The sequence below is a fragment of the Rhizobium sp. CC1099 genome (assembly GCF_029714385.1).
Classification (GTDB): Bacteria; Pseudomonadota; Alphaproteobacteria; order Rhizobiales; family Rhizobiaceae; genus Rhizobium.
The window spans coordinates 1,623,735-1,650,534 of record NZ_CP121642.1 but is presented as its reverse complement, the minus strand read 5'-3'; the positions used below and the strand labels follow the sequence as shown (position 1 = coordinate 1,650,534).

Here is a 26,800-nt window from a genome sequence, read left to right as displayed (position 1 = left end):
TCTCTCCTCCCATTGCGTATTCAGTTCAATTTGCAGGCTGTCTCCGGTTGATCGATCCCCAATGTGTCGAGTTCGGAAAACTGGTGAAGAAAACCCTCCTGGGGCGAGGTGGAGATCACACCGCGCCCATCGCCGAGCAGAATTGGCTGGCGGAGCTGCCAGTTCCAGCGACGGAAGCTCACCTTCTGTCCCTTGAAGGCCGCCAGTGAGAAATTTTCGTCTTTTATGAAGGCTTCGATCTGAGCAGGATCGTTGCCGTTGGTCCGCGTTGCGGCCTCGCCGAGGATGCGGGCTGCCGTCCATGCCTGCATGTCCTTGCCGAGCATGCGCCGTCCGGTGACCTTCACGAAGCGGTTCTGGATCTGAGAGCCGCCCCATTGTTCGCTGGCCGGATGCCAGGACGAGGCAATGAGGCCCGCCGTGCCGGCGACGGGCCGCGGGTCCCAGGTCCGGAAAGGAACATAGCTTCCAAAGACCTCGCTCTCGTCCGCAACAATGACGACATCATGGTCGGGCAGTCCCTGGGTGAAGACCGGCATCTGTCGCTGCACCTGAACGACGCCGCTGTCGGTTCTGCGGGCCGTGCCTGTATCCTTGTAGAGCCGCTCCTCGACGATCGTCGCGCCGAAACGCTTGGCAGAGCGCCGGATCGCATCCGCAAAAAGCTGGTCCGGTTCGTGGGAACCGTAAAGCAGCACCCAATTGCGCCACTGCTTCCAGATCAGATACTGCGCCAGGCCATCGGCAAGCATGGTGCGCGTCGGAGCGGTGTGGAAGACGTTGGAGCGGCATTCGTGCTCGCGCAAAATGTCATCCGTCGAGCCGACATTGAAGAGAAGCACACCGTTCTCCTTGGCGAGATCGGCAATGGAGAGCAACTGCTTGGCCGATATGTCGGTCAGCACATATTTCTCGCCGCGCGCCAGCATCTGCCTGAAAACCGGGACGACATCCGCCTCCCGTTTCGTCTCCACCACGTCCAGGCTGTACGACTGGCCGAGAAATCTGCCGGTCGTGTTGTTGTCGTTGATGGCGATGTTGGCACCAGCAACGCCTTCATCGCGCGGGGGAACATCCAGGACCGACAGCGCAAGTTGCGGCTCATAGGCGCGCAGATATCCTATGCGGATTTCCGTTGCAGGCTCAGCGGCGGGATTTTGCTGCGCCATCAGATGCGGCGCATTGACGAGCAGCGAAAAACAAGCGAATAAAAAGATAAGAGTATTCGGCACCATACTCTTCATGGTCATACCACGCCACGCTCCGCGCCGGCTTCAACGAAGGCGGACGCGCTGTCTCGATAAGGTGCCCACTATGTTTGTAGTCCAATCCCCGATAAACTCAATACTTGCACTCAACTTTTCCCGCCACGGTTGGGAAAAATGCGGCGCCTGCGGAGACATGCCATGACATTGATGTTGGCCAGTGTTCAAAATCGCAAGGAGGCGGAGATCGTTCTGCAGGCAGGTGCGGACATTATCGATCTCAAGGACCCTTTGCGCGGCGCGCTCGGGGCGGCAGACATCCCGCAAATCATCGACGTTGTCGATTTCGTGTCCGGCAGACGGCCCGTCAGTGCCGCCTGCGGCGAACTTGGCGGCGATCTGCAGGCCCTCAGGGCAAGGGTCGAGGAGGTGGCCGCGACAGGCGTTGATTTCATCAAGATCGGGTTTTTGCCGTCGTCCCGCATCGGGGCGGATGCGCAAGCCTTGGCCGATATTGCCGGCCGCAAGAGGTTGATCGCCGTTGTTTTTGCCGACCATCGATACGAGGAGAACGTCATGACATCGTTTGCAAAAGCAGGCTTTTACGGCGTCATGCTGGATACGGATGACAAATCGAAGGGACGGTTGCTGGATCACATTCCTCCAGATCGCATTTCGGATTTTGTGGCGCAGGGACAACGGCACGGATTGATGACAGGCCTTGCCGGCTCACTGGAAGCACCCGACATCCCACGCTTGCTGCCGGGCAAGCCGGATTTTTTGGGCTTCCGGGGATCGCTGTGCGAGGGCCTGTCCAGGAACGCCGATCTGGACGCTGAAGCCACCGCAAAGATCCGTGCTCTAATACCCGGGGAGCGGCCAGCTGAAAAAACGCCGAGCGTTGACCTCGAACTCCTGGCGGCACGGGGATATTTCCCCGATCCGGCTGAGGACAATCTCGGCACCGACCAGATTTTCGTGCGGGATTTCGTCCTGCCGGTCGACATCGGCGCTTACAGCTTTGAACATGGCAAAAAGCAGAAGGTCCGGTTCGATGTGACGGCGGATGTCCTTCGTCTCACCCGCGATCCGAAGGACATGCATCATATCGTTTCTTATGACCTCATCATGGACGGCATCCGCGCGATCGTCAGCCGTGGTCATGTCGATCTGGTTGAAACGCTTGCCGAGCAGGCTGCAGCGTTCATCCTTGAGAACCCGCGTGTGGCTCGTGTCGTCGTGCGAGTAGAAAAACTGGAACTGGGTCCGGGCGGCGTCGGCGTGCAGATCGAGCGCAAGAGGGAAAGCGCCCGATTGTCAAAGCCGCTTCGCGTCGTAGCGGCAAAGGCCGATGGAGGAAGGAAAGTGGTATGAAGCCGCTGGTCGTCAAGCTTGGAGGAAGCACGGCCGGCCGTATCGAGATGGACCAATGGATTGCGGTGCTGGCATCGGCGCGCTTGCCATTGGTGATCGTTCCCGGCGGCGGACCGTTTGCCGACCAGGTGCGCGTTTCGCAAAATAACATGCACTTCTCAAATGCCGCGGCACATGAGATGGCCATTCTCGCGATGGATCAGTTCGGCATCGTGATCGCCGAGCGGCATCCGCGTTTTCAACCGGCCCGGTCGCTGCGCGAGCTCGACGCAATTCTTGCCGAAGACGGGATACCGGTATGGCTGCCGTCCCAGATGACCCGCAACGCCGACATCGCACAGTCGTGGGATGTGACGTCGGATGCTCTTGCGGCCTGGCTGTGCAGGCAGATCGGAAGCGGCCACTTGCTGTTGTGCAAGCAGGTCGATCCGGAATCCCTTCCGAACGATCTGGAAGCGCTCGTTGACAATGGCGTCGTCGATGCCATGCTGCCGCAATTGCTCGGGAAGGAGACAGTCTTGTACGTTGCCGGACCATCGTCGCTGCGTTCGCAGCTGCTCGCGCTGCCCATGACCCGCATACCCGGGCGCCGCGTGGGATTGCCCGATGAAGCCCGCACAGAGACGTGCCGATGACGCGGCTTCGAACGCCGCGATGGGCCTGGGTGCTGACCGGGTCAGGCCATTTCTTCGTCGAATGCTTCGAATTAATCCGCTCACTCGACCATTGCGACGTCTTCGTGACGAAGGCCGCAGACGAAGTTCTCAGGATGTATGGGCTGAAGCTCGATTTTTCGGACACGACACGCGTTCTTCACGACAAGACGGCAAGCGCAGTCCCTGTCGGCGAATTCTATCACGGCGTCTATCATAGCGTCGTGATTGCGCCTGCCACGTCCAATACCGTTGCCAAATGCGTGGCGGGAATCTCCGACACGATCGCCACGAATGTCTACGCACAAGCCGGCAAATGCCGGCTTCCATCAATCGTCTTTGCTTGCGACACCGCGCCCGAGCTGGAGACAATGGCCCCCCACGGAATGGTGAAGGTCTATCCGCGGCCGATCGATCTTGAGAACACGGCCCGTCTTAAGACCTTTGAACGCACGCAGGTCGTGGAATCCTTTGCTGATCTGGAGCTGGCGGTGGCGCGGCGGAAAGGAGAGATCGACGGTCGTGGCTGAGCATCTCGTCTTCCTGACCGGGCACCTGGCAAAGGCCAGGCTTGAAAACATTCTCACCGGACTGGGAACAACCCCCTTCACCTACGAGATCATCGACATCGGTGTGAAGGTTGCCGCCCTGATGACGGAAGAAATCGTCAGCCGTCGCTTGCCTCGGCCGTTGAAGGCGGACCGAGTTGTCTTGCCCGGTCGGTTCAGAGGCCATCTGGAACGGTTAAGCGACGAATTCGGCATCCCTTTCGTGCGCGGACCTGACGAGGTGGCGGATCTGTCCGTCTACCTTGGCCGGGCGGGAAAGCCGCCGGATCTGTCGCGCCACGAGATGCGCATCTTCGCCGAAATCGTCGACGCATCGACCCTGTCGCTAGAGGCGCTGCTAAAGAGAGCGCGAGCGCTCGCAAACGGCGGCGCCGATGTGATCGACCTGGGCTGCCTTCCAGATACGCCCTTTGCCCATCTAGAAGAAGCCATCGGGCGGATCAAGGCCGAGGGGCTCTGCGTCAGCGTGGACTCAGCAAACGCCGATGAACTGGAACTCGCCGCCCGCTCCGGCGCCGATTATCTTCTGAGCCTCAACGAAAAGACAATCGGAATTGCCGCGCGCCACAAGGTCAAACCGGTTCTCATTCCAGCCGTGCCGGGCGACCTCTTCTCTCTCGGCCGTGCCATCGAGGCGGCGCAGAACGCCGGGATATCCTTCATCGCCGATCCGGTCCTCGACCCAATCCATTTCGGCTTCGCCGCCTCGCTTGGACGCTTCATCGAGGCTCGCCGCCGCTGGCCGGACGTCGAGATGATGATGGGCACCGGCAACCTGACCGAACTGACCGACGCCGACACGTCGGGAATAACAGCCATCCTCGCGGGCCTTTGCTCGGAGCTTTCCATCGCCAACGTGCTGGTCGTCAACGTCAGTCCGCATACCGTGCGCACGGTGGAGGAACATGACCGGGCGCGACGTATCATGTATGCCGCCAAGCACGATCATGCGCTGCCCCGCGGCTATGACGCAGCCCTCCTGCAAATACACGACCGTGCGCCCTTTGCGAGCTCCATTGCCGATATCGAGGCGCTTGCGCAAGACGTGCGCGACGCCAATTTCCGCATCATGACCGCTCCTGACGGCATCCATGTCTTCAGCAAAGCCGGCCACTGGAAGAGCGACAACGCCTTCGACCTCTTTCCTGTGCTCAATGTCGAACAGGATGGCCCGCATGCCTTTTATCTGGGAGCGGAATTGATGAAGGCGGAAATCGCCTGGAAGCTCGGCAAACGCTATTCGCAGGACGAGCCGCTTACCTGGGGCGTGGCGAGCCCGGGCGCAGGCGAGGACCGCACACGGCTTGCCGGGGCCGGGCATACGCTGCGCGCAAAGAAGGACGGCCCATGAGCTTCATTCGCGAAACGATCGTAACGACGGTGAATGCCAAGGGCCGGGTGCATATCGCGCCCCTCGGTATCATCGCTCAGGATGACGGGTGGGTCATTGCGCCGTTCCGCCCCTCCACAACCCTCGAAAATCTTACCGCCGTGCCGTTTGCCATTGCCAATTATACGGACGACATGCGGATTTTCGCGGGCTGTCTCACCGGACGGCGGGAATGGCCGCTGGTTGCGGTGCAAGATTGCCCGGTCCCGCGTCTGGAGGCAGCGCTCAGTCATTCCGTTTTGCAGGTCTTTTCCGTCACGCAGGACGAGATCCGCCCCCGCTATTTCTGCCGGATCGCAGCTGAGGCCACGCATGCCCCGTTCACAGGCATGAACCGGGCCAAGGCAGCCGTTCTCGAGCTCGCGATCCTGGTGAGCAGACTGCATATGCTGCCCAAGCAAAAGGTCGATTCCGAGATTGCATATCTGTCGATTGCCATCGACAAGACGGCCGGTGCTGACGAGCGGCAGGCCTGGGATTGGCTGATGGAGCGCGTGAACGCCCATTCGGCCGGAGACTGACGGGATCCGTCCGGCATTTCGTCCGTAGGGGGTTTTACGATTTCGACCACAGTAGCGCGACGGCAGCGGCCGGCGCGGCCTTGCTTGCCTGATCGCGGATTTCGTTCGATGCTGCTGGAATGAGCATGCCGAAGTCGACGTAGGGCCGCTCCAGGCGTTTGGCGAGCTGCATGATCTGCGGGCGACCGATCCCCGCGCCCACCACCGGTGCGACCGGGCTTAGTGCGGCATTGCCGGAAACCCTGAACGCACCGTCGTGGATCATGCGCAATTGATGCTCGCTGAACCAGCGCGCGACATCGATCCATTCGCCTTCGCTAAGATCGGTGCCGTCACGTCCGACCATGCGAGCGATACGGCCGATCGATCCATCGCGCGACTTGGCTCTTCGGTCGGCGGCGGGGTATTGGTCGTCGGCCTCGTCCAATGTTCCGAGAATGCGCCCGAGATCGGCGGTATTGGCAAAATACTCATTCATCAGCGGCGTCATCGTGCCGCGCACCGGAACTCTTTCGGCAATTCCGATCAGCGCCGAGCGCGTAAAGCCCGTGTAGACGAGTTCGCCGGTCAACAGACGCTCCGCATCGGAATAGCCATTGTTGCAGAGCCGTCCGTTCTGAAACGCGAGGATGTCGGTGGTCGTCGAACCCATGTCGACGAAGAGACCTTCTCCTTTGATCCTGGCGCTCAACGCAGCCGTGGCATGCCAATTGGCCGAGGCGATATCGGGGCCGAGATCGTAGGCGTCTGAAAGATCGACGAAGCCGGACCGGCCACCATAAACCTGCAGGTCGTCGCCGCCGAATTCCGCTTTGATGAAATCCAGGATATGGCGAACGCCGGCGTCTCGTGACGGGAAGCCATCCGACAGCTCTCCCGTCATCGTGAAGACATGGATGGGATTGCCTTGAAAAAGCGGGCGGAACTGATCCAGCGCATCGCGCACCTGATCGAGCCCGAGCCACATCGGCGCCTTGACGGTCCTGGCATGGGTAATTTGGCCATTCTCGGTCCGCGCCATCTTCAAATGCGCGCCACCGATGTCCCAGCCGATAACTGTTTGCTTTTCTTCTGCTACCATTCCGGCTTTCATGTGAGTGATCGTTTCTGCCGAGGTTTGACCATTGCTTATCATTCCCGTTCTCGACGTCAAAGACGGCCAGGTGGTACGCGCGCAGATGGGCATGCGCGATACCTATAGACCCATCGAGACGCCGCTCAGTGCGATACCGGCGATCAGCAGTGTCGCCGACGGCTTGCGCCGAATCCATCCGTTTTCGATCTTTTATGTGGCCGACCTCGATGCCATCGAGAGCGGTTCGAGCCATTGTTCTGCCGCCGGGCCTCTATCTCTTTTGCAGCCGAGGCCGGACGTCTGGCTCGATGCAGGGTTTCGAAGTGCGACGGACGTCGGGCAGGCGCTTGCCAACGCGCAGATCTATGCCGTCCTGGGTTCCGAAAGCCAGGCCGGTACCGACGTTCTCAGCGCGTTCGGTGCGCATCAGAGACTGATCCTTTCCCTCGACTTTCGCGGTGATGCCTTCCTCGGGCCGCCCGCCATCATGTCAACGCCTGACCTGTGGCCGAGACGGGTGATCGTGATGACACTCGACAAGGTGGGTGCGCGCTGCGGACCCGACTTCGATCGCTTGCGATCAATCAAGGACATCGCCGGAAACCGCGACATCATCGCCGCAGGCGGGATCCGCAACGTCAATGACCTGGAACGGCTGAGCGACATGGGCATTGCTGGTGCACTGGTCGCAACATCGCTGCATAGCGGCGAACTTACCGGAACCGACGTCTCCGCCTTTTATGGGAGCTAGGGAAATTTAAGAGAAGAGGCGCTTTGCCTCTTCTCTCAATCCTTTAGCCGAAGCACTGCCATTTCAACCATTGGCGCTTGAAGATGGCGTACCGCTGAAGCCTAAAAGCTTCGACAACCGGCGCAACAGGCCGCCTGTTTCTACGGCGGGCTCGCCCTTTGCGGGGTTGTTTCGTGTCTAGGCGCTGAAAGGATGCTTGACGGTGTCCCGCTGAGCAGTTGCCTCCGCCGCGGTCGGCTTGCCGGTGACTGCGCGCTCAATCGCTTCCTTCGTTGCCCTGTAGTTATAATCTTGGATCTTGGCGTCGTCTTCTGCTTCCCAGTGGATGAAGACGCCGACGCAGATGAAGACGTCATCGGCTTCGTCGGCGGGAATGATGCCTTCGGCTACGCTGTCTTGGACTGCCTTTGCCACCGCATGCTGTGCCGGGCCGAACATCTGCACGGCTTGCTTGGCACCCTTAATCGTAACCTTGTTAAACAATATCGTATTCGGCTTGCAGGCCAGGTTCGGGGCGATGACCGCCAGAAGTGACGTAAACCCGTCCTTGTTGTTCGTGAGCGCATTGCAAAATGCCGTTTCCACTGCGCTTCCACGCGGTCCGATCAGAAGATCGATATGCGCGACTTCATTTCCCTCGCCAACGAGTGACTCACCAACCATTACCTTGCTAATCTTTGCCACGGCCAATTCCTCCCTTGTACCGTATGGTCAAAAAGTTTCGTCCAAAGAAGCCGTACCACACGAGACACGACGCTCGATGGACAGCTATCCTTGTTCGCAGCACCCTTGACTGGGTCGGTTGGCCAGATAGCAGCGAGTAAGATTTATTCGCCGGCCAAATTCAAACATCTAAGCTGCGATTATGCAAGCCGAACTTCATGTTGCAGACAAAAAGCGTTGCAACCGTGAGATCGGCGGAGGTCCCGGGGTTGATATCCCTGTCCTTCAGCCGCCTGTCGAAGTCCAGCAGAATCTCTTCCCGTCTCGGCAAGCGCGTCTCGTCCATCACCCGACGGCGTATTGTGTCTGCCTCTTTCGCAATTTCGGCAGAGAGATCGGTCCCGTGTTTGCGCCCGATATGACTGTCGGGAAACGAGGACAGGAAGTAAAGATAGACGAAGATTGTCGGCCACATGTCCTCTTCGCCGCGGGCGGCCGCTTCTCTCCACGCCGACAGGCCGCCGTTGAAGATGTCTTCAAAGCCGTTCGTATATTGTCGCGCGATCATGTCGCGGTCGGCCGCCATGGCCATGGCGTTGGCGAGAGACACCGTCGGCTCGTCTCTGACGTCATGTTCTTCGGCGCTGCCGAGCCCTCCCGGGTTGGTGAGGCGGATTGCGGCGAAGACGTCGCGGGCATCGCCCGCATCCATTTCATCCAATGTCTGCGTGAGGTCCTTGCGGAAATCCCAAGACGTGCTCTCGGCCGCCTTGGCAAGCGGCGCGCAAAGCAGGAGGATGCCGAGATTGGTGTTCGTTCCCACGCTTTCGCGGGTGGCGGTTACCGCACGAAGAACACGCTGACCGACCGATTGAAGCGGTTCGGTGACCGATAGCGAACTGACGGCCGCACTTTGGAGGAATTGATCCGCCGTCATCCGGTGGCCGTCTGCGAAGCGGTGCACGTTGCCCGGCTTCAAGGCATCGATCTCGGCACGGCAGGCGTCGAGGTAGGCTGCCATGATCTCTTGCCGCGTCAGCGTCATGCTGCGGGCCTTTCCTTTACGTCCGGACTGAGAAGCGCGACCATTGCCTGAGCGATGCAATCGGCGACGCGGACGGGGACAACGGATTGCAAGCCGGTCCAGGCCGGCATGCTGTTGACTTCCAGTACGAGAAGATTGCCTTCGCATCCCTGTACGATATCGATGCCCGCAAAGTCGGTTCCAACAGCGGCGGCGGCGGCAAGCGCAAGTTCGGCAAGCTTCGGGCGCAGCGGCCCGACGACCGGCTCGGCTTTCGCGCCGCGGGCGATATTGGTGATCCAGCCGTCGGCGCAACGACCCATCATGCCGAGAATTTCACCATTGCTGACGAATATCCGGTAATCCCGATAGGGCGGTCCGGCACGCAGTACAAGGCGCTGCAGGTAATAGACATTGTCGACCTCGTCCGGGTCAGGCAGATCGTCGATCGAACGAATGAGCCTTATTCCGCGTCCCTGCGATCCAAAGAGCGGTTTCAGCACCAGGAGGCCATGCGGCACCTCGCGCTTAACGACGGTCCTGGCATTGGCGGGACCTTCCACTGCGAACGTTTCCGGCGTTGGCACTCCGGCAGCCGCAAGAAGAAACGTCGTCGTCGATTTGTCGACACAACGCTCGATTGCTTTGGCGGAGTTCCAGACCGGCACGCCAAGCTGGGTCAGCGCGTGCAAGATGCCGAGACGGCGTGTGATCGCTTCGAAGCTGCCGCCGGAGATGGAGCGGACGATCACACCGGCCGGAAGGGCTCCATCAAGCGTCGGGATGGCAATGCCTGATGGATACCGGGTATCGAACGCGATATCGGCAAGCGGGCAGAAGATCGTCTCCGCGCCGAGTTTTCCGAAGGCGCGACGCAACTGTCTCACCTGGCGGTCTGGTTTGTCGGAAAGAATGAGAATTTTGTCTGAAATCACCGTCTGTTCAACCAAGGGATTGCTCCAGCATCTCTCTGTTCCATTCACCGGCGCGGAAGGTGTCGCCTGTCTCGACAGCCGTAACGATCACTTCGGCCGGGCTGAAGAGATGCGGATCAATCGCGTAGAAGTCGCCGTTGAATTTCTCGAAGATTTCCGCAAAAGGCTGCCCGTAGTCGCGCGACCTGCAGCTCGGCAGCTCTTCGGCGAGCGCGCGCGCGTCTGCCGCGCTGCCTAGAACGAACAGCTGCACCAATCCGCCATAGATGATGGCATCGTTCGTCCGCCCCATAGCCTGCAGGAAGTCCGGATGAGGCGCTGGAACCGGCGCGCATCCCGTTCCGTCGACAATCGCATCCAACGGAAAATTGAGGCTGTGGGCCTTGTGAAGAGCGACCTCCAGTGAGCGCCCGATAATCTGAACGGAGCCTGCAAGACTTTGCGTCGGCGCGTAGATGAAGGTCAAAGCGTCAGGGCCCAGTCCTGTCGCCTTTGATACCTTTTCGACAACGGCTGGCGGCGGGGCCTTGTCCGTTTCAAGAAGAAGAACTGACGTCGAAGCATCGGTTTCGCTATAGGTAATTTCCTCGAAAAGGGGCTCCACGCGCGCCAGCAGACGCGCAGGGCCCGAGCCCATGGCGAAATATTTCTCATGCGAAAGCCGCCAACCCGCATACTGGCTGCCGAGGCAGGCAAGAACCGGTTGGGAGGAATGGACGGTAACGCTCAACGGCCACTTTTCGTTATGACGATCGAGCACCATCGAGACCGTTCCCAGGCCACCCATGCAGATTTCCGCCATCCGCAGACCCACTTCGAGGCCTCCGGGGCTTGCCGCGCCGGCGTCGATGAGATGTTCTCCAAGAGAGCCGCGGCCATATGCGACGCCAAATCTTTCGTCGTCGGCAATGATCTGATCGATGATCCGTTGCGCATTCCTGTTGAGATGGGCCATTCCGTTCTTCATTGGAATTCCTCCTTCCAATGCTGCGCTACTTGGTTGACACGGCGCTTGACAGCGCGCTCTGCTGCGGAGGCGGATCGGGCATGCGCCAAGACAGTGCAAACCGGATCGCCGGGGCTGAGCGCCGAACCCGGCCTTTGATGGTCGGCCGTCAGGTTCGGCCATTTGACATCGGGGAAACAGGAGATGGAACGAGACGTGTAGGCAATCGCCGCGGCCGCAGCCCCGCGATAGACTGGCACGTCGATTCTTTCCCCGCGCACGGCGCGCAAATGCTCAATGAGGAGGGGTGCGCTGTCGGTGTCGAAGATATCCAGCGTTGCGCCAGGCCGTGGGTTGATTTCGATGAGATGAAGCCCCTCCGGCCCATCGATGAAATCGGCGCTGCAAAGACCCACAAGGCCGCAGTGGCGCGTCAGCTTGTCGAGCCAGCAACCGATTTGCATTTTCTTTTGCCGGTCAAATCGCATGAGACGGACGGCCCCGCCATAACGAAATGGTGACGTTGGCGAAGGCGAAGACCATTGCCGGCTGACGCCGATGATGCGGGCGACACCATTTTGGGCCAGGAAAAGAGCCGAGATGCTGCGGCCGGACATGCGCTGCTGATAATAGTAGCCTGGCTCGGCAGGCATCGTTGCGACCGGTCTGACATGCGACCCGCCGGCGCCGCCGCCAAGCTTCGTGAGCCAGCCCTCCGGTTTTTCTGGTGACGAGAACTGGATCGCCGGATGCGGGATGTCCAAGCTTCGACAAAGTTGGGACAGGTTGGCGGGGTCCTTGATCGCCCGCACGGTGTCGGCGCTGTTGCCGGCAAGCGGAAACACTCGACCGAGTGCGTCGATGACGTCGGGCTGACGTTCGAAGCCGGAGCCGTAGACCAATGCGGCCGGTTTCTCGTCGCCCATAAGGGTTGACAATATGCCGATGATTTTCTCGCGGTCTATTCCCTCGCTTATACTGCCCGACAGGCGCGCCGTCCTCTCCGAAAGGGCGACCGTATCGCAATCGCAGAACAGATCGGCCACCAACGGCCGATAGCCGGCACGGCGCGCTGCTGCGGCAAGTGACCGGCCGGAAATGGCCGCGATCAGAATCGCAGGACTATTTTTCGATGCTGCGGGCAAGGGTAAAAGCATCCTGAAAATCATAAATTACCGGTTTTTCAGCGCCGATCATCTGTTTGAACAGCCCCGATTGGGTCTTGTACTTGACATTGCCGATAGAAAGCGGACCGATGCCGACTGCGGCGGTTTCCCCGAGTGTATCGACTTTCGCATGGACGGCCAGGCCCTCGATGCCTGCCGGCGGCACGGCGTTGACATCTGCCGCAACAAGCAGATTTGCCGCCTGGCGCAGTTGTTCGGCAGAGATCACCTTGACGCCAGCCTTGGCCGCGGCCAGCACCACTTCGGCCTGGCGCAACAATTCCGTCTTCCTTTCTTCCGTCGAACCGTCCGCCGCTGTCACAGTGACGCCGAAGCGGGCCTTGATGGCCTCGGCGATGGCTTCGACACGCGCAATTCCGTCGTGACCGACCAGCGTGACGTCTGCGCCCTCCTTGGCTGAGATCACGGCGGTGCAGTAGCCGACGACGCCGGTCGCGCCGAAAATGCTCACTTTCGTTCCCGCCAGCTCACGATTGTGCAGTTTTCCAAGTGTTTTCTCGACTCTGGCGACCATCGCTGCGGCGGTGGTAAACGAGCCGGCAGGATCGGCGAAGACAGAAACCTCAAAAGGGGGCACCATTGCCTGCTTTGCGGCATCGATCATGTCGAGTGCCAGGATCGTATCACGCCCGGCAATAAAAATGCCGGTGGCAACGCCTGCATCCGGCGGACGTGAGAAGACCGCATCCTGGACAAGGCCGGCTATGTCGGCGAGCGCCACGTCCGTGTAAGGAACGACATGGTCATAGCCAGCATCAAGGGCCATATTGACGTCGAACGGGCTCATCTGCCTCAATGGCGTAAGCATATGGAGAATGGTTTTCCGGCTCATTTGGCTCGCCTTCTCTAGTATGTTTCCCGACCCAGTTCGAATTGCTGCGGTGCCCTCGTTCGCGCGATCTGCGCCCCCTCATTTCTGCCGGCGACGATGCGGATTGTCGTTTGTGTGTCCATTAGCGCGGCAGAAGCGACAATCCGCTCGGCAGCCGCCTGAGATGGAGCAAAGGCAAATCCGGTCGGTCCCCAGGAACTTTGCCCGATGCCGACGGCTCCGCATTCGGCAAGCCTTGCGAGCGTCCTTTCGACCGCCGGACTGGTAAAACGGCCGCCTTGCGCCGGTGCAAAATAATCGCCCAGCGTTTGCTGGATTGCCGTCACCGCATTGCCGAAAGTGGCCATGTCCTTTTCGAACGCGGCGGGCATGATCTCCATCAGCGCATGGCGGCAGATCGAAGCCGAGCCGGCTGCAGGAAACGGCGCCAGCGCGCGGAATGCCTTGATTTCAGCGTCTCCGTGAATTCCGTGGGCAAGGCTGTCCAGAACGAGAATGATGCGCCACTCGCTCGGAAACGGAATGCGGGAAATGACGGTCGGGGTCAGATCGTCCCTGGCCTTGCCCGCATCGAAGATTAGACCGCCTTTCTCGAAGGCCGCAATGCCGATTCCCGATCGTGCGCCGCGCCCCAGGAAGGCCGCATCTTCGCGGATGTGGAACGGCAAATCATGCAAGCTTCGAAGCGCTGCGGAAACGGCGAGCGCCAGCTGGGTTCCAGACCCCAACCCGGCATGGGCCGGGATTGTCTCTCGAACCATCACCCGGTGATGGCCTGAGAGCTTGAGACGAGACCGCAGGGCCGTAAGGTGAGCAAAAAGCCGGGCACTCTCGGGTCCATGGACGCTGGTCTCGGCTGCCCGCGAGACCTCCAGCCGCGTCGATATGCCGTCCAGCGGCAAACCGATACTGCCAAAACGCGAGCTGTCCTTGCCAGGGATGTCCAGGAATCCGAGGTGCAAGCGTCCAGGAACTTGAATGGAGACGGAGTCCGACATCGGTTCTATTTCTGAACTTTTTGATAATCGGGCCCTGAGTTATGTTATCGTATTTTACTACCAGCGCAAGTCTGGGTGAGGAGCCGGGAGAAAAGAACCAAAGGAGCAGCCGCGATGAGCGAGGAGACGGAACGGAAACGGGAGCGCGTTTATTCCGAGGACGAAATCGTTTCGAAGCTGCAGGCGGAGCTTCCGCAGTGGCGCTACGAAAACGGCTGGATTCGCCGCAGATACAAAACGCACAATTGGAAATCCACCCTGATGGTCATCAACACGGTTGGACACCTGGCAGAGGCGGCCTGGCACCATCCCGATCTCAAGGCATCCTATGCGTGGGTGGAGGTGTTGTTGATGAACCATGCCGCCAAAGGCGTGACCGACAAGGATTTCGAACTCGCCAAAAAAATTGAGGACGTCGTCCAATGGCAGCCGGGCAAGGCGGACGGTGCTCTCGAAGGCACGCCCAATGCCGATCAGCGATTTGCTTACCTGAAATATGATAGCTGAGCTGCATTTTTCGTCGGATGGACTTCACATTTGACGAAGAACAGATAAATTCACGGGGGCACCAGAAAGTTTCGGAGTGTGATGGTTGCATGGATCGGCAGCCAAACAGTTCCTTTGCCAGATGCAATTGAGCAGGTGGCAAAGCTTCTGGCAAAGAGCCGCTGCCCGGTATTTTCCATTGAATCGGATGTCCATGGCTCCCGCAGCCTGATTGCGCTGGCGGAGCGGGTCGGGGCGACCTATGACCACGTGAATGGCCGAAACCTTCTTCAGGAAGTGGCACTTCACACGGATATCGGCGGTTTTTTTGCAACGGCGACGGAAGTGCGGCGCCGCGCCGACCTCATCATCATCGTGGGCGACATTGCAGCGGCTCATCACGATCTGCTTTTATCGCTTGCGTCAACGGCGGCGGATCTTTCGTCGTCAAGCCGAAGGCGTTGGCTTCAGATCAAAGGCAAGGCGCCGGCCGCCGCCGGCGAGCCTCTGCGGCGTTTGAAGGCGATCGAAGTGGGCTCGTCCGATTTTCCCATCGATGCCGTGCTCGGAAGCCTCAGGGCGATGTTGGCTGGAAGAAAAACATCCGCCCCTCTCGCCAATATCGATACTTTCTTAAGCGAAATGGCGAGCGCGCGTTTTCCCGTCTTCGTCTTCTCCCATCTCAACGACCCGGCCAGTCTGGCGATGCTGCAAGGCATGCTGGCAGACATCAACAGAGCCCGGCGGGCGACGGCTCTTTTCCTGCCGTCCGACGACGACGCCTGGGGCATGGTCTTGGCATCGACCTGGATGACGGGCTTTCCGCCGCGTACAGGCTTTTCGACCGGCTCACCCATCCATGACCCGTGGCTTTGCGACATCGAGCGGATGATTGCAGATAAGGAGGCGGATCTGCATTTGTGGGTATCGGAGCGTGACGAGGCGCGTCCGCCGAAACGCAGCCAAGTGCCCACGGTCGCGCTGGTGAGAAGTGAACGGCCCGCCTCCGGCGCGTTGGTCACCGTTCGTATCGGCAAGGCTGGTCTTGACCATGACGGCGTGGTCTATTCGAGCCGCATCGGAACCCTAAGATCCGTTGCCGCAACGGCGCCTTCCGCTCTCCCCAGCGTTTATGCAATCGTCGGGCAACTCGAGCATGCCCTGCAGAGAGAGGGTTTGCCATCATGATGATCCGTCTTGCAGGTGGGGAAGTGGTGGATCCGGTCAATGGTCCGACCGGCAATCGCGACGTCTGGATCAAGGATGGCGTCATCATCGAAAAGCCGGTCTCAAAGAGGGCCGACAAAACCTATGACGTTTCCGGCTGCCTCGTCATGGCCGGTGCAATAGACATCCACTCGCATATCGGCGGGGGAAACGTCAATACGGCCCGACTTCTGTTGCCCGAACAACATGCCGCGCACCTCAAACGGCCGTTGCACACGCCGCTTGCAAACGCCGGGTGGTCTACCTTCAACACGGGATGCCTTTACGCTCAGATGGGTTTTACCACCGTGGTGGAGCCCGCCATGTCGCCTTCGAACGCGCTTCATACCCATATGGAGCTTGCCGACATCCCGATCATCGACAAGGCAACGCTTGCAATCCTCGGCAATGACGATTTCCTTCTGTCGATGATCAGGGACAACGCCTCCTCGGCGATGATCGACGATTACGTGGGTTGGACCGTGTCGACGGCAAGATCGCTCGGCGTGAAGGTGATCAATGCAGGCGCAGCAGCCGCCTTCAAGGAAAACATCCGCAGCTTCGCCTTCGACGACGTCGTGCCATCCTACGGCGTCACTTCCCGCAAGATCGTCGAGACGCTGCAGTCCGCCGTCGGCCGTCTGGGAATTCCTCACCCTCTCCATGTCCACGCCAATAACCTTGGCATCGCCGGAAACGCCGCAACGGCTGCTGAGACAATTCGCGCGGCGCAAGGCCAACCAATCCATCTCGCGCACCTGCAGTTTTATGGTTACGGCACCGAAGGCAAACGCGGCTTTTCCTCCGAGGCTGCCCGTCTTGCCGATCTGGTCAACAGCACGGAAAACGTGACGATCGACGTCGGCCAGGTGATGTTCGGCCAGACGGTGACAATCTCATCCGACGTCATAAGGCAGTATTCCGGAATGCGAACGGCAAGTCCGAAAAAGTCCATTCTCTTCGACGGCGACGGAAACGGCGGCGGCATTGTCCCCTATCGCTATCGCAAGGACTACTATGGTTCGCTGCAATGGGCGGTGGGGCTCGAGCTGTTCTTGCTGATCAACGACCCATGGCGGGTTTTCTTCACCACCGACCATCCGAACGGCGCCCCCTTCACGGCCTATCCCGAATTGTTCGAGTTGCTGATGCGCCGCGATGTCCGCAATGCGAAGATGGACGAGCTCGACCGCTCCGCGCTGGAGCTTACCACACTCGCCTCGATCTCCCGCGAATATACGCTTGAGGAAGTTGCGGTCATGACGCGAGCAGCGCCGGCGAGGCTGCTTGGCCTCGATGACCGTGGGCACCTCGGCCCCGGCGCAATCGCGGATATCGCCGTCTACCGGAAAGGGCAGGATGTCCAAAGGATGTTCCGCGATGCGGCTCTGGTGTTCAAGAACGGCGACCTGGTCGTCGAGGACGGCGTCGTCACGCACTATCGTTGGGGAAAGACGGTGCACCTCAATTTGCCGCCCGACAAGAGCATCACCAAGCGCATGCAAGCCTATCACGAAGATCGCTACGGGCTGTCGCTCGACTGGTTCACCTTTCCGGATTCAGCGATTTGTCGCGAAAACCCTTTTGCGGAGGTCGCATGCAAGAGCTGATCCGCAACGGCATTGAGATCGACGACACGTTTGCCGAGGCATTCGGCATGCGTGCGACCGCAATCATCATCACCGCGCCGAGCCTGAAGTGGGCGCGCCAGGCGGCGACCACCATGACGGCTTTGCGACCTCCGTCATCGGCTGTGGTTGCGAGGCGGCGATCGACATCGATATTCCGGCGTCCGAGACGCCGGATGGGCGTCCGGGCTGCCGCGTGATGATCTTTGCGATGGGGACGGACGAGCTGCAGAAGCAGTTGAAAACCAGGCTCGGTCAATGTGTTCTGACCTCGCCCGGCAGCGCCTGTTTTTCCGGGCTCGAAGGCAGCGCCTCGCTCGATCTCGGATCATCCCTGCGCTATTTCGGCGACGGATGGCAGATCTCCAAGAAGTTCGGCGGCAAGCATTATTGGCGGGTGCCGGTCATGGATGGCGAATTTCTGTGCGAGGCGAAGGCCGGTTTGACGAAAGAGGCGGTTGGCGGCGGAAACCTCTTCCTGCTCGCCACAGACGGCGGAAAGGCGCTGGCGGCCGCCGAGCGCGCCGTGGCGGCGATTGAGAAGGTTCCCGGCGCAATCATGCCTTTCCCCGGCGGCATCGTGCGCTCCGGCTCGAAAATCGGCGGCAAGTACAAGGGCATGATGGCTTCGACCAACGATGCCTATGCGCCCACACTACGGGGGGTGACCAAGAGTGCGCTCGGTCCCGACATCAATGCAATCCTTGAAATCGTCATCGACGGGGAGACGAGCGAGGCGGTGGGTGCGGCGATGCGAGCCGGGCTGAAGGCGGTCATCAATTTCGGGCCGAGGCGCGGCGCTTTGCGCATCAGCGCGGGAAACTATGGCGGCAAACTCGGCAAGTTCCATTATCATCTGAGGGATCTCCTGCCATGAAGCCGCTGACCTTCACCCTTCGCTCCGAACCGGATGAAAGGCTCGATCTATCCGGCTTGACGCCCCAAAAGCTCAACGGCATGCAGCCTGCCGACATCGCCAGATTGCCGATTGGAACGAGCCGGCGTCCCGCCACGGTGGGCGATGTTTTCAAGGTGGCGGGCAGGGATATCTCGAACATCGTGTTTTCAGGCGGCAGCGGGCGCTTCGACCTCGTCGGAGCGGAGATGACGACGGGACAGATCCGCGTCGAGGGCGATGTCGGCGCCCGCGCCGGTCGCCGCATGGCTGGCGGCCTCCTGAACATCGAAGGAAAGGCCGGTTTGCAGGCGGGATCGGGGATGAGGAACGGGCGCATCGAGATCGCCGGTGATGCAGGCGATGGCCTTGGCGGGCCGATGGCGGGAGAGATCCACGGCATGACGGGCGGCCTCGTGATTGTTGGCGGCAAGGCCGGCCATCGCCCCGGCGAGAAGATGCGGCGAGGCATCATCGCGCTTTTGAAAGGATGCGGCGATTATGCCGGTCTCGGCATGACCGCCGGGACGATCGTTGCGATCGGACGCGTGGGTCTTTATCCCGGCCACTTGATGAAGCGCGGCTCGCTTCTGTTCGACCGGCGACCAGCGGCGCTTTCGCCGACGTTCATCGATTGCGGCCGCGTCGAAATCGTCTTTCCGGCACTGTTCGACCGCTATCTGATGGAAGACAAGATCCTTGACCGGCCGCTGCTCGGCGCAAAACCTTTCCGTTTCGGCGGCGACAATGCGGTCTTGGGCAAGGGCGAAATCATGTTTCCGCGAGGTTGAGCCGTGGCCGTCCGGTTTAAGATCGGCCGAAGATCTTCAATCGGATTGCTGCAACATCGGATAAAGCTTGTCGAAGAAGGGCAGGCATTGGGCTCCCCGCTCACGCAGGAACACCTGAAAGGCACTCATCGCCGGGGAGACGGTTCTGTCCGTCCGTGTTACCGAAAACCATTGCCTGCGGATCGGCATGCCGATGACGTCGAGGGTGACGAGTTTGCCGAACTCCAGTTCCATGGCGATGGTATGGGCCGAAATGAAAGCGATGCCAAGGCCCGCCATGACGGCCTGTTTGATCGTCTCGTTCGACGACATCTCGGTTCCCAGATCATCGAGCCTGCCAGGAATCTCGCCGAGGAAGATTTCCAGCGATATGCGCGTGCCCGAACCGGGTTCTCGGACGAGAAAATGTTCCTTTGCGATCTCCTCTTTGGTGATGTCCCGTTTCCCTGCCAAGGGATGGTCGGGCGGTGCGACCATCACCAGCGGATGGTCGCCGAATCCCACCGAGTGCAACGGCATGTCCTTGGGCGGACGGCCCATCAGGGCGATGTCGACGTCATGGTTTTTAAGCTTTGTAATGATTTCTGCCCGGTTGCCGATGGCGAGCGAAACGGCGATCCCGGGATGGCTCTTGCGGAAGGTCGCCATCATGTTCGGCGCGAAGTATTTTGCGGTCGAGACGACGCCGAGGGCGAGGGTGCCGGTGCGCACGCCCTTGATTGCATCGACTTCGTCGTCCAGCTGGCGCAGCCTTTCCTCGATCATCTGGGCGGCATCGATGAAAGCAAGGCCCGCCGCCGTTGGGCGAATTCCGTCATTTGTCCGGTCGAAAAGGATGATGCCGGCATCCTCCTCAATCTGCTTGAGCTGGATGGTGACGGCCGAGGGGGTGAGGCCGAGCGCATTGGCGGCCCGCACGATCGTTCCGTGCCGCGCGATCTCCTGCGCTGCACGCAAATGTCGAAGCGTCAGGTTCTTCATCAGGTTAGCTTAATTTTTTTTAGCTAACTAGTAAATACAATAAATTTTACTTAACTCGAAATTCCTGTTTCGATGTTGCCATGCCCGGGCAGTGAGGAGCGGGCGGGGAGGTAGGCTATGACTTCGTCGACGCTAGACGCCTTTTTGAATTTCCATATCGGCAGTGGTCGCCCGCATTGCGAAGCTGCCGCCGTCACGATCCGGCAGCTGGCTGCCGCTGCGGTCACGCTCTACAGCACGATCAATCAAGGTGCGCCCGGCAAGGCCTTTTCCAGAGAACGCGGCCATGTTGGTCCAGGCGGCGACATAACAAAGGATCTCGACGTCCTGGCCGATGCCCTCTTCATCGACGCGATGCGAGAGGCGCCTGTCTGCCTCTACGCCTCCGAGGAACTCGAAGACGCAGCGCTCCTCGATCCGAAAGCTCCGCTTGCAGTCGCCATCGATCCGTTGGACGGCTCCTCGAACATCGACATAAACGTCTGCATCGGGACGATCTTCTCCATCCTCCCAGCGGCTGGTGATCCGGTCGGCGAGCCTAACGCCTCCTTCTTCCAACGGGGAGACGCCCAGCTCGCCGCCGGCTTTTTCATCTACGGCCCGCAGCTTGCGCTGGTTCTCAGCCTCGGCAGCGGCACCCACGTCTTCGTCTTTTTCTCGGGTGGCGGCGTATTCATACAAGCCCACGAAAGCGTGGTCGTTCCACCGCGGACCCAGGAATTCGCGATCAATGCCTCCAACTATCGTCATTGGGACGAGGCCGTCAGGCTTTATGTCGATGATTGCCTGAAGGGGACGGAAGGGCCGCGTGAAAAGGAATTCAACATGCGGTGGATCGCGGCCGTTGCCGCCGATGCCTATCGCATCCTTATGCGCGGCGGCGTTTATCTCTATCCCGGCGACACGCGCAGGGGCTATGGCGAGGGCCGGCTGCGGCTGGTCTACGAGGCCAATCCCATCGCTTTCCTTATTGAGCAGGCCGGCGGAGCCGCCACCGACACGATCAGCCGTATTCTGGACCTCACGCCCACGTCACTGCACCAGCGCGTTCCGCTGGTCTTCGGCTCGGCGCGGGAGGTCATGCGCATTGGGCGCTACCACACCGAGCCGAGCAATATTGCCGAGCGAGCGCCGCTCTTCAGCAATCGCGGTCTCTTCAGGGCCTGATCGGAGAACAAGACATGTCGGCAAGGCATCCCATCATTTCGATTACCGGATCGTCGGGCGCCGGAACCACGTCGGTCAAGCGGATTTTCGAGCAGATCTTCAGGCGCGAGAAAATCGAAGCGGCCTTCATCGAGGGAGACGCATTTCACCGCTACGACCGGCAGGCCATGAAGGAAAAGGTGGCCGAGGAGGAACGGAACGGCAATCCAAACTTCACCCATTTCAACGCAGATGCCAACGAACTAGAGACGCTCGAAGCCGTTTTCGACGAATATGGTCGCAGCGGCACGGGCCACACAAGGACCTATATCCACGATGAACAGGAGGCCGCGCGCTTTGACGTCCCGCCGGGCAGCTTCACGCCATGGCGCGATTTTCCGAAAAGCGACCTGCTCTTTTATGAAGGGCTGCACGGCTGCGCGGTGACGGACAAGGTCAATCTCGCCCGTCACGCCGACCTGAAGATCGGCGTCGTGCCCGTCATCAATCTCGAATGGATCCAGAAGATCCACCGTGATCGCGAAGCGCGCGGCTATTCCACGGAAGCGGTCATGGACGTCATCTTGCGGCGCATGCCCGACTATGTACGCTACATCACGCCGCAGTTCACACTGACCGATATCAACTTCCAGCGGGTGCCGATCGTCGACACGTCCAACCCGTTCATCGCGCGCTGGATCCCGACGCCTGACGAATCGATGCTCGTCATCCGCTTCGCGAGACCGCGCGGCATCGATTTCCCCTATCTGCTGTCGATGATCCACGACTCGTTCATGTCGCGCGCCAATTCCATCGTGGTGCCGGGAAACAAGCTCGATCTCGCCATGCAGCTGATCCTGACACCCCTGATCATGCAACTGATCGAACGCAAAAACCGCGCCTCATGAGGATGAAAGCGATGAACACGCAACTCCAGCCGCAGGGCATTATCGAACCCGCTATCGTAGCGGAACAAGACATGGCCGATGCCATCAGGGCGCTTGCCATGGATGGCGTTCAAAAGGCCAATTCCGGCCATCCTGGCATGCCGATGGGCATGGCCGACGTCGCAACGGTGCTGTTCAACCGCTTCATCAAGATCGATCCCTCGCACCCCGATTGGCCCGATCGTGATCGCTTCGTTCTTTCGGCCGGCCACGGTTCGATGCTGCAATATGCGCTTCACTACCTGATCGGCTATGAGGATATGACGGTTGAGGAGCTGCAGCGGTTCCGCCGGCTTGGCGCCAGGACTGCCGGGCATCCCGAGTACGGTCACGCCCTGGGCATCGAGACGACCACGGGTCCATTGGGCCAGGGTATCGCAACGGCGGTCGGCATGGCGCTTGCCGAGCGCGTGACCAATGCGCGCTATGGCGACGGGCTCGTTGATCACTATACCTATGTCATTGCCGGTGACGGATGCCTGCAGGAGGGCATCAGCCATGAAGCGATCGACCTTGCCGGCCATTTGAAGCTGTCGCGGCTGATCGTGTTCTGGGATAACAATTCCATCTCGATCGACGGTCCCACCAGCCTCTCGACCTCGATGAACCAGCTCGCACGCTTCCAGGCGGCGGGCTTCGACGTTCAGGAGATCGACGGGCACGATTTCGATGCGATCGGCCGGGCGATTTCCCGGGCAAGGGTTTCGAACAAGCCGTCGCTCATTTCCTGCCGTACCATCATCGGCAAGGGCGCGCCAAATCTTCAGGGGTCGGAGAAGACGCATGGCGCGCCGCTCGGCGAAGCCGAAGTCGCCGCGGCAAGACACGCCTTGAAATGGAGAGCGGCGCCCTTTGAGGTTCCTGAGGCTATTTTGGAGCGCTGGAGCGATGCTGCCGCACGCGGGGCAGCCGAGCGGGTCAAGTGGCTCAACCGCGTTGCTTCAGCTCCCGAAGGCGCCGCCTTCCTGAGAACCGTAGACCGTGAGATCGACACATCACTCTTCGATGAACTTGCCGAGTTTCGTCGAACGCATCAGGCCAAGGCGACCAAGGTCGCCACGCGCAAGGCCTCCGAAATGGTTCTTGGCATCATCAACGCCGCGACGGATTTGACGATCGGCGGCTCGGCGGACCTGACCCATTCCAACCTGACACTGACCGCGGGAATGGAGCCGATCAAGCCGGGAAGTTACGCCGGCCGCTATATCCATTATGGCATCCGCGAACACGCAATGGCGGCTGCGATGAACGGCCTTGCCCTGCATGGCGGGTTCATTCCCTATGGCGGCACCTTTCTCGCCTTCTCCGATTACGCGCGCGGCGCCATCCGCCTCTCGGCACTCATGGGGCAGCAGGTTATCTACGTCATGACGCATGACTCGATCGGCCTTGGAGAAGACGGGCCGACCCATCAGCCGATCGAGCATCTGGCAATGCTGCGCGCGACACCCAACCTGAACGTCTATCGTCCGTGCGACATCGTCGAGACGGCCGAATGCTGGGAACAGGCCCTCAAGGACCGCAGCCGTCCGAGCCTGATTGTGCTGTCGCGGCAGAACCTGCCGATGTGTCGCCCGGCCAATAGCGAAGAAAACCGTTCTGCGCGCGGAGCCTACATCCTGCGCGCGACCTCGGAACCATCACCCGTCACGCTCCTCGCGACCGGTTCCGAGGTCGAAATTGCCTGCGTTGCTGCCGATATGCTTTCAGCTGCACACGGCATCGGGGCGAGGGTGGTGTCCATGCCGTGCTGGGAGCTATTCGAACAACAACCGTCCGAATACCGCGAGGCAGTGCTGGGAACTCGTCCGCGGATCGGCATCGAAGCGGCGGCGCGTCTCGGTTGGGACCGATACCTTGGAGACGGTGGCATTTTCATCGGCATGGAGGGCTTCGGTGCCAGCGCTCCTGCCGCCGCACTCTATGACCATTTCGGCATCACCCCCGGGGCCGTCGTGGAGGCGGCGCTGAGACTTGCGGCCTGAGGTCAGTTCAACGTGAAAGGAGCAGGCTGATGGCCCGCATCGCATTACGCCAGCTGCTCGATCATGCAGCGGAATACGGTTATGGCGTTCCCGCCTTCAATATCAACAATATGGAGCAGGGCCTTGCGGTTATGGAGGCTGCTGCCGCCTGTGACGCTCCCGTTATTCTTCAGGCCTCCAAGGGTGCCCGTGCCTATGCAAAGGACATCATGCTGGCGCGCATGATCGAGGCGCTTTCGGAGATTTATCCGGCCATTCCCATCTGCGTCCATCAGGACCATGGCAGCGACGAAGCGACCTGCATGACGGCGATACGCCACGGCTTCACCTCGGTGATGATGGATGGTTCTCTCGAAGCGGATGCCAAAACACCTTCGTCTTATGAGTATAATGTCGCAATCACCGAACGGGTCACGCGCATTGCCCATTGGCTGGGCGTGTCGGTCGAAGGGGAGCTGGGTGTTCTCGGTTCGCTGGAGAACGGCACCGGAGCTGCCGAGGACGGTCATGGCGCTGAAGGTGCTCTATCACATGAGCAGCTTCTGACGGACCCTGACCAGGCCGTCGATTTCGTCGCGCGCACCGGTGTCGATGCGCTGGCGATCGCCTGCGGCACGTCTCATGGCGCCTACAAGTTCACCCGGGCGCCGGACGGCGATATTCTGGCGATGAGCGTCATCCAGGCAATTCACCTCAAGCTGCCGAACACGCATCTCGTCATGCACGGCTCATCCTCGGTCCCGCAGGAAATGCAGGACGTCATCAACCGCTTCGGAGGACGAATGCCGCAGACCTACGGCGTGCCCGTCGAGGAGATCGAGCGCGGCATTCGCCATGGGGTCCGCAAGGTCAACATCGATACCGACTGTCGCATGGCGATGGCGGGGCAGTTTCGTAAGATCGCCGCAGAGCATCCGGAGGAATTCGATCCGCGAAAATTCCTGAAACCAGCAATGGATGCCTTGCGCAATCTCTGCCGTGACCGCTTCGAACGTTTCGGCACGGCGGGCAACGCCTCAAGGATCAAGGTCATTGCCTTAGATGAGATGGCGAGACGCTATGCCGCGGGCGAACTCGATCCGAAAACCACAGCAGCCAAAGCCGCCTGATCGGCGATACAGAAGACAACGAGAGGACCAAGTCATGGCCAATAAATCGCAAACCGTCACAGGTGCGGAACGCTACAGAGCTGGCGTGATGGAATACAAGAAAATGGGCTACTGGGAGCCTGATTACGAGCCGAAGGATACCGATATCATCGCGCTCTTCCGCATCACGCCGCAGGACGGCGTCGATCCAGTCGAGGCTGCCGCGGCCGTCGCGGGCGAATCCTCCACCGCCACCTGGACGGTCGTGTGGACCGACCGGCTGACGGCAACCGAGAAATATCGCGCAAAGGCCTACAGGCTCGATCCGGTGCCGAATGCGCAAGGCCAGTATTTCGCCTATATCGCCTATGACCTCGACCTGTTCGAGCCAGGCTCGATTGCCAACATGAGCGCATCGATCATCGGCAACGTCTTCGGCTTCAAGCCGCTGAAAGCATTGCGATTGGAGGACATGCGGTTTCCGGTCGCCTATGTGAAGACTTTCCAGGGGCCCGCGACCGGCATCGTCGTCGAGCGCGAGCGCTTGGACAAGTTCGGTCGCCCGCTGCTTGGCGCGACCGTGAAACCGAAGCTTGGCCTTTCGGGGCGCAACTACGGTCGCGTGGTCTATGAAGCGCTGAAGGGCGGGTTGGACTTCACAAAGGATGACGAGAACATCAATTCGCAGCCTTTCATGCATTGGCGCGAACGTTTCCTCTACTGCATGGAGGCGGTCAACAAGGCCCAGGCCGAGACCGGCGAAATCAAGGGAACATATTTGAACGTCACGGCAGCCACCATGGAGGACATGTACGAGCGGGCTGAATTTGCCAGGGAGCTTGGATCGGTCATCGTCATGATCGACCTCGTCATCGGCTACACGGCGATCCAATCCATGGCAAAATGGGCGCGTCGCAATGACATGATCTTGCATCTTCATCGCGCCGGGCACTCGACCTATACGCGCCAGAAGACACATGGCGTGTCCTTTCGGGTGATCGCCAAGTGGATGCGGCTTGCAGGCGTCGACCACATTCACGCCGGAACCGTTGTCGGCAAGCTGGAAGGCGATCCCGCAACGACACGCGGCTACTACGACGTCTGCCGCGAAGGCTTCAATCCGATGCGTTTGGAGAACGGCATCTTCTTCGACCAGGATTGGGCCTCTCTCAACCGCATGATGCCCGTTGCTTCCGGCGGCATCCACGCAGGGCAGATGCATCAGCTCCTGGACCTTCTTGGTGAAGATGTCGTGCTGCAGTTCGGCGGCGGCACCATTGGACATCCGATGGGCATTGCCGCCGGCGCCACGGCCAACCGCGTTGCGCTCGAATGCATGGTGCTCGCCCGCAACGAGGGGAGGGACATCGTGCACGAGGGACCGGAGATCCTGCGCGAGGCGGCGCGCCACTGCCAGCCATTGCAGCAGGCCCTCGACGTCTGGAAGGACGTGACCTTCAACTACACCTCGACCGACACGCCGGATTTCGTGCCGACGGCCACAGCAGCAGAATAGGAGACCTC

At 60.2% G+C, this 26,800-nt stretch carries 25 protein-coding genes and 1 pseudogene; 16 read left to right on the top strand and 10 right to left on the bottom strand.

What is annotated here, in order from left to right; genetic code table 11:
* Positions 1–20 precede the first annotated feature (20 nt).
* On the bottom strand, positions 21–1,169 hold the full coding sequence (locus QA644_RS29080; RefSeq protein ID WP_283074046.1) for an ABC transporter substrate-binding protein: 1,149 nt from the start codon (positions 1,167–1,169) through the stop codon (positions 21–23).
* 237 nt (positions 1,170–1,406) lie between these two features.
* Here QA644_RS29080 and QA644_RS29075 point away from each other — a divergent pair, with 237 nt between their 5' ends.
* From QA644_RS29075 to QA644_RS29055, 5 genes are read left to right on the top strand one after another with little or no spacing between them, the layout of a single operon-like run.
* A complete protein-coding gene (locus tag QA644_RS29075) occupies positions 1,407–2,579 on the top strand; it encodes a (5-formylfuran-3-yl)methyl phosphate synthase (protein ID WP_283072688.1) in 1,173 nt (390 codons plus the stop codon).
* Positions 2,576–3,214: a dihydroneopterin aldolase gene (locus QA644_RS29070; RefSeq protein ID WP_239600380.1), complete on the top strand. Its 639-nt coding sequence runs from the start codon at positions 2,576–2,578 to the stop codon at positions 3,212–3,214. Before QA644_RS29075 ends, QA644_RS29070 begins: the two co-directional genes overlap by 4 nt.
* Complete coding sequence (locus QA644_RS29065) at positions 3,211–3,762, top strand: flavoprotein (RefSeq protein WP_040115778.1); 552 nt, start codon at positions 3,211–3,213, stop codon at positions 3,760–3,762. Before QA644_RS29070 ends, QA644_RS29065 begins: the two co-directional genes overlap by 4 nt.
* Positions 3,755–5,152: a DUF6513 domain-containing protein gene (locus QA644_RS29060; protein ID WP_283072687.1), complete on the top strand. Its 1,398-nt coding sequence runs from the start codon at positions 3,755–3,757 to the stop codon at positions 5,150–5,152. Before QA644_RS29065 ends, QA644_RS29060 begins: the two co-directional genes overlap by 8 nt.
* Positions 5,149–5,712, top strand: a complete 564-nt coding sequence (locus QA644_RS29055) for a DUF447 domain-containing protein (RefSeq protein ID WP_283072686.1) — start codon at positions 5,149–5,151, stop codon at positions 5,710–5,712. Before QA644_RS29060 ends, QA644_RS29055 begins: the two co-directional genes overlap by 4 nt.
* Positions 5,713–5,746: 34 nt before the next feature.
* Here the strand turns inward: QA644_RS29055 and QA644_RS29050 are convergent, their stop codons facing one another.
* Positions 5,747–6,793 carry a hydantoinase/oxoprolinase family protein gene (locus QA644_RS29050; protein WP_239600383.1) on the bottom strand — a complete coding sequence of 349 codons (1,047 nt, stop codon included), beginning with the start codon at positions 6,791–6,793 and terminating at the stop codon, positions 5,747–5,749.
* Positions 6,794–6,836: 43 nt separating this feature from the next.
* Between QA644_RS29050 and QA644_RS29045 the strand changes: the two genes are divergently transcribed.
* Positions 6,837–7,538, top strand: coding sequence for a HisA/HisF-related TIM barrel protein (locus tag QA644_RS29045; RefSeq protein ID WP_074072241.1), 702 nt, complete (start codon positions 6,837–6,839; stop codon positions 7,536–7,538).
* Positions 7,539–7,715: 177 nt separating this feature from the next.
* Here QA644_RS29045 and fae read toward each other — a convergent pair whose 3' ends face one another.
* The 7 genes from fae to QA644_RS29010 all read right to left on the bottom strand — a co-directional run bounded on the left by fae (position 7,716) and on the right by QA644_RS29010 (position 14,123).
* Positions 7,716–8,222 carry a formaldehyde-activating enzyme gene (gene fae / locus QA644_RS29040; RefSeq protein WP_074072240.1) on the bottom strand — a complete coding sequence of 169 codons (507 nt, stop codon included), beginning with the start codon at positions 8,220–8,222 and terminating at the stop codon, positions 7,716–7,718.
* 160 nt (positions 8,223–8,382) lie between these two features.
* A complete protein-coding gene (locus QA644_RS29035) occupies positions 8,383–9,246 on the bottom strand; it encodes a triphosphoribosyl-dephospho-CoA synthase (RefSeq protein WP_283072685.1) in 864 nt (287 codons plus the stop codon).
* Entirely contained in the window at positions 9,243–10,175 is a 933-nt protein-coding gene (locus QA644_RS29030) for a RimK family alpha-L-glutamate ligase (RefSeq protein ID WP_246763424.1), read from the bottom strand. The genes QA644_RS29035 and QA644_RS29030 overlap by 4 nt, the downstream gene beginning before the upstream one ends.
* The gene (mch, locus tag QA644_RS29025) at positions 10,168–11,127 is read right to left on the bottom strand and encodes a methenyltetrahydromethanopterin cyclohydrolase (protein ID WP_283072684.1); all 960 of its coding nucleotides are present in this window, start codon (positions 11,125–11,127) and stop codon (positions 10,168–10,170) included. Before mch ends, QA644_RS29030 begins: the two co-directional genes overlap by 8 nt.
* The gene (locus QA644_RS29020) at positions 11,124–12,251 is read right to left on the bottom strand and encodes an ATP-grasp domain-containing protein (RefSeq protein ID WP_283072683.1); all 1,128 of its coding nucleotides are present in this window, start codon (positions 12,249–12,251) and stop codon (positions 11,124–11,126) included. The genes mch and QA644_RS29020 overlap by 4 nt, the downstream gene beginning before the upstream one ends.
* Complete coding sequence (locus tag QA644_RS29015; RefSeq protein WP_283072682.1) at positions 12,229–13,125, bottom strand: NAD(P)-dependent methylenetetrahydromethanopterin dehydrogenase; 897 nt, start codon at positions 13,123–13,125, stop codon at positions 12,229–12,231. Before QA644_RS29015 ends, QA644_RS29020 begins: the two co-directional genes overlap by 23 nt.
* A 14-nt stretch (positions 13,126–13,139) precedes the next feature.
* Positions 13,140–14,123, bottom strand: coding sequence for a beta-ribofuranosylaminobenzene 5'-phosphate synthase family protein (locus QA644_RS29010; RefSeq protein ID WP_283072681.1), 984 nt, complete (start codon positions 14,121–14,123; stop codon positions 13,140–13,142).
* Positions 14,124–14,237: 114 nt separating this feature from the next.
* On the opposite strand from QA644_RS29010, the gene QA644_RS29005 reads away from it, so the two are divergent.
* The 5 genes and pseudogenes from QA644_RS29005 (at position 14,238) to QA644_RS28985 (ending at position 19,129) form a co-directional block, all read left to right on the top strand.
* On the top strand, positions 14,238–14,630 hold the full coding sequence (locus QA644_RS29005) for a 4a-hydroxytetrahydrobiopterin dehydratase (RefSeq protein WP_239600390.1): 393 nt from the start codon (positions 14,238–14,240) through the stop codon (positions 14,628–14,630).
* A 135-nt stretch (positions 14,631–14,765) separates the two neighbouring features.
* A complete protein-coding gene (locus QA644_RS29000; protein ID WP_283072680.1) occupies positions 14,766–15,797 on the top strand; it encodes a tungsten formylmethanofuran dehydrogenase in 1,032 nt (343 codons plus the stop codon).
* On the top strand, positions 15,794–17,425 hold the full coding sequence (locus tag QA644_RS28995; protein WP_283072679.1) for a formylmethanofuran dehydrogenase subunit A: 1,632 nt from the start codon (positions 15,794–15,796) through the stop codon (positions 17,423–17,425). The genes QA644_RS29000 and QA644_RS28995 overlap by 4 nt, the downstream gene beginning before the upstream one ends.
* Positions 17,413–18,320: pseudogene (fhcD, locus tag QA644_RS28990) on the top strand (formylmethanofuran--tetrahydromethanopterin N-formyltransferase). The gene QA644_RS28995 and the pseudogene fhcD overlap by 13 nt, the downstream one beginning before the upstream one ends.
* Entirely contained in the window at positions 18,317–19,129 is an 813-nt protein-coding gene (locus QA644_RS28985; protein WP_194730901.1) for a formylmethanofuran dehydrogenase subunit C, read from the top strand. The pseudogene fhcD and the gene QA644_RS28985 overlap by 4 nt, the downstream one beginning before the upstream one ends.
* A gap of 36 nt (positions 19,130–19,165) precedes the next feature.
* Here QA644_RS28985 and QA644_RS28980 read toward each other — a convergent pair whose 3' ends face one another.
* Positions 19,166–20,110 carry a LysR family transcriptional regulator gene (locus QA644_RS28980; protein ID WP_239600397.1) on the bottom strand — a complete coding sequence of 315 codons (945 nt, stop codon included), beginning with the start codon at positions 20,108–20,110 and terminating at the stop codon, positions 19,166–19,168.
* 117 nt (positions 20,111–20,227) lie between these two features.
* On the opposite strand from QA644_RS28980, the gene QA644_RS28975 reads away from it, so the two are divergent.
* From QA644_RS28975 to QA644_RS28955, 5 genes are read left to right on the top strand one after another with little or no spacing between them, the layout of a single operon-like run.
* Complete coding sequence (locus tag QA644_RS28975) at positions 20,228–21,277, top strand: class 1 fructose-bisphosphatase (protein ID WP_283072678.1); 1,050 nt, start codon at positions 20,228–20,230, stop codon at positions 21,275–21,277.
* A 14-nt stretch (positions 21,278–21,291) separates the two neighbouring features.
* Positions 21,292–22,164, top strand: a complete 873-nt coding sequence (locus tag QA644_RS28970) for a phosphoribulokinase (RefSeq protein ID WP_194730904.1) — start codon at positions 21,292–21,294, stop codon at positions 22,162–22,164.
* Between the two features lie 11 nt (positions 22,165–22,175).
* Positions 22,176–24,188: a transketolase gene (gene tkt / locus QA644_RS28965; RefSeq protein ID WP_283072677.1), complete on the top strand. Its 2,013-nt coding sequence runs from the start codon at positions 22,176–22,178 to the stop codon at positions 24,186–24,188.
* A 29-nt stretch (positions 24,189–24,217) separates the two neighbouring features.
* Positions 24,218–25,297 carry a class II fructose-bisphosphate aldolase gene (gene fba / locus QA644_RS28960; protein ID WP_283072676.1) on the top strand — a complete coding sequence of 360 codons (1,080 nt, stop codon included), beginning with the start codon at positions 24,218–24,220 and terminating at the stop codon, positions 25,295–25,297.
* Positions 25,298–25,331: 34 nt separating this feature from the next.
* Positions 25,332–26,792, top strand: a complete 1,461-nt coding sequence (locus QA644_RS28955; protein ID WP_022716099.1) for a form I ribulose bisphosphate carboxylase large subunit — start codon at positions 25,332–25,334, stop codon at positions 26,790–26,792.
* Positions 26,793–26,800: the final 8 nt, after the last annotated feature.

Bases quoted from the DNA above. Each gene is read 5' to 3' on its own strand.
- tkt (WP_283072677.1), top strand. From the start codon at position 22,176: ATGAACACGCAACTCCAGCCGCAGGGCATTATCGAACCCGCTATCGTA.
- QA644_RS29070 (WP_239600380.1), top strand. From the start codon at position 2,576: ATGAAGCCGCTGGTCGTCAAGCTTGGAGGAAGCACGGCCGGCCGTATC.
- QA644_RS28980 (WP_239600397.1), bottom strand. From the start codon at position 20,110: ATGAAGAACCTGACGCTTCGACATTTGCGTGCAGCGCAGGAGATCGCG.
- mch (WP_283072684.1), bottom strand. From the start codon at position 11,127: ATGAAGAACGGAATGGCCCATCTCAACAGGAATGCGCAACGGATCATC.
- QA644_RS28985 (WP_194730901.1), top strand. From the start codon at position 18,317: ATGAAGCCGCTGACCTTCACCCTTCGCTCCGAACCGGATGAAAGGCTC.
- QA644_RS29035 (WP_283072685.1), bottom strand. From the start codon at position 9,246: ATGACGCTGACGCGGCAAGAGATCATGGCAGCCTACCTCGACGCCTGC.
- QA644_RS29065 (WP_040115778.1), top strand. From the start codon at position 3,211: ATGACGCGGCTTCGAACGCCGCGATGGGCCTGGGTGCTGACCGGGTCA.
- QA644_RS29080 (WP_283074046.1), bottom strand. From the start codon at position 1,169: ATGGCGCAGCAAAATCCCGCCGCTGAGCCTGCAACGGAAATCCGCATA.
- QA644_RS29055 (WP_283072686.1), top strand. From the start codon at position 5,149: ATGAGCTTCATTCGCGAAACGATCGTAACGACGGTGAATGCCAAGGGC.
- QA644_RS28955 (WP_022716099.1), top strand. From the start codon at position 25,332: ATGGCCAATAAATCGCAAACCGTCACAGGTGCGGAACGCTACAGAGCT.
- fba (WP_283072676.1), top strand. From the start codon at position 24,218: ATGGCCCGCATCGCATTACGCCAGCTGCTCGATCATGCAGCGGAATAC.
- QA644_RS29005 (WP_239600390.1), top strand. From the start codon at position 14,238: ATGAGCGAGGAGACGGAACGGAAACGGGAGCGCGTTTATTCCGAGGAC.
- QA644_RS28970 (WP_194730904.1), top strand. From the start codon at position 21,292: ATGTCGGCAAGGCATCCCATCATTTCGATTACCGGATCGTCGGGCGCC.
- QA644_RS29010 (WP_283072681.1), bottom strand. From the start codon at position 14,123: ATGTCGGACTCCGTCTCCATTCAAGTTCCTGGACGCTTGCACCTCGGA.
- QA644_RS28975 (WP_283072678.1), top strand. From the start codon at position 20,228: ATGACTTCGTCGACGCTAGACGCCTTTTTGAATTTCCATATCGGCAGT.
- QA644_RS29015 (WP_283072682.1), bottom strand. From the start codon at position 13,125: ATGAGCCGGAAAACCATTCTCCATATGCTTACGCCATTGAGGCAGATG.
- QA644_RS29075 (WP_283072688.1), top strand. From the start codon at position 1,407: ATGACATTGATGTTGGCCAGTGTTCAAAATCGCAAGGAGGCGGAGATC.
- QA644_RS28995 (WP_283072679.1), top strand. From the start codon at position 15,794: ATGATGATCCGTCTTGCAGGTGGGGAAGTGGTGGATCCGGTCAATGGT.
- QA644_RS29050 (WP_239600383.1), bottom strand. From the start codon at position 6,793: ATGGTAGCAGAAGAAAAGCAAACAGTTATCGGCTGGGACATCGGTGGC.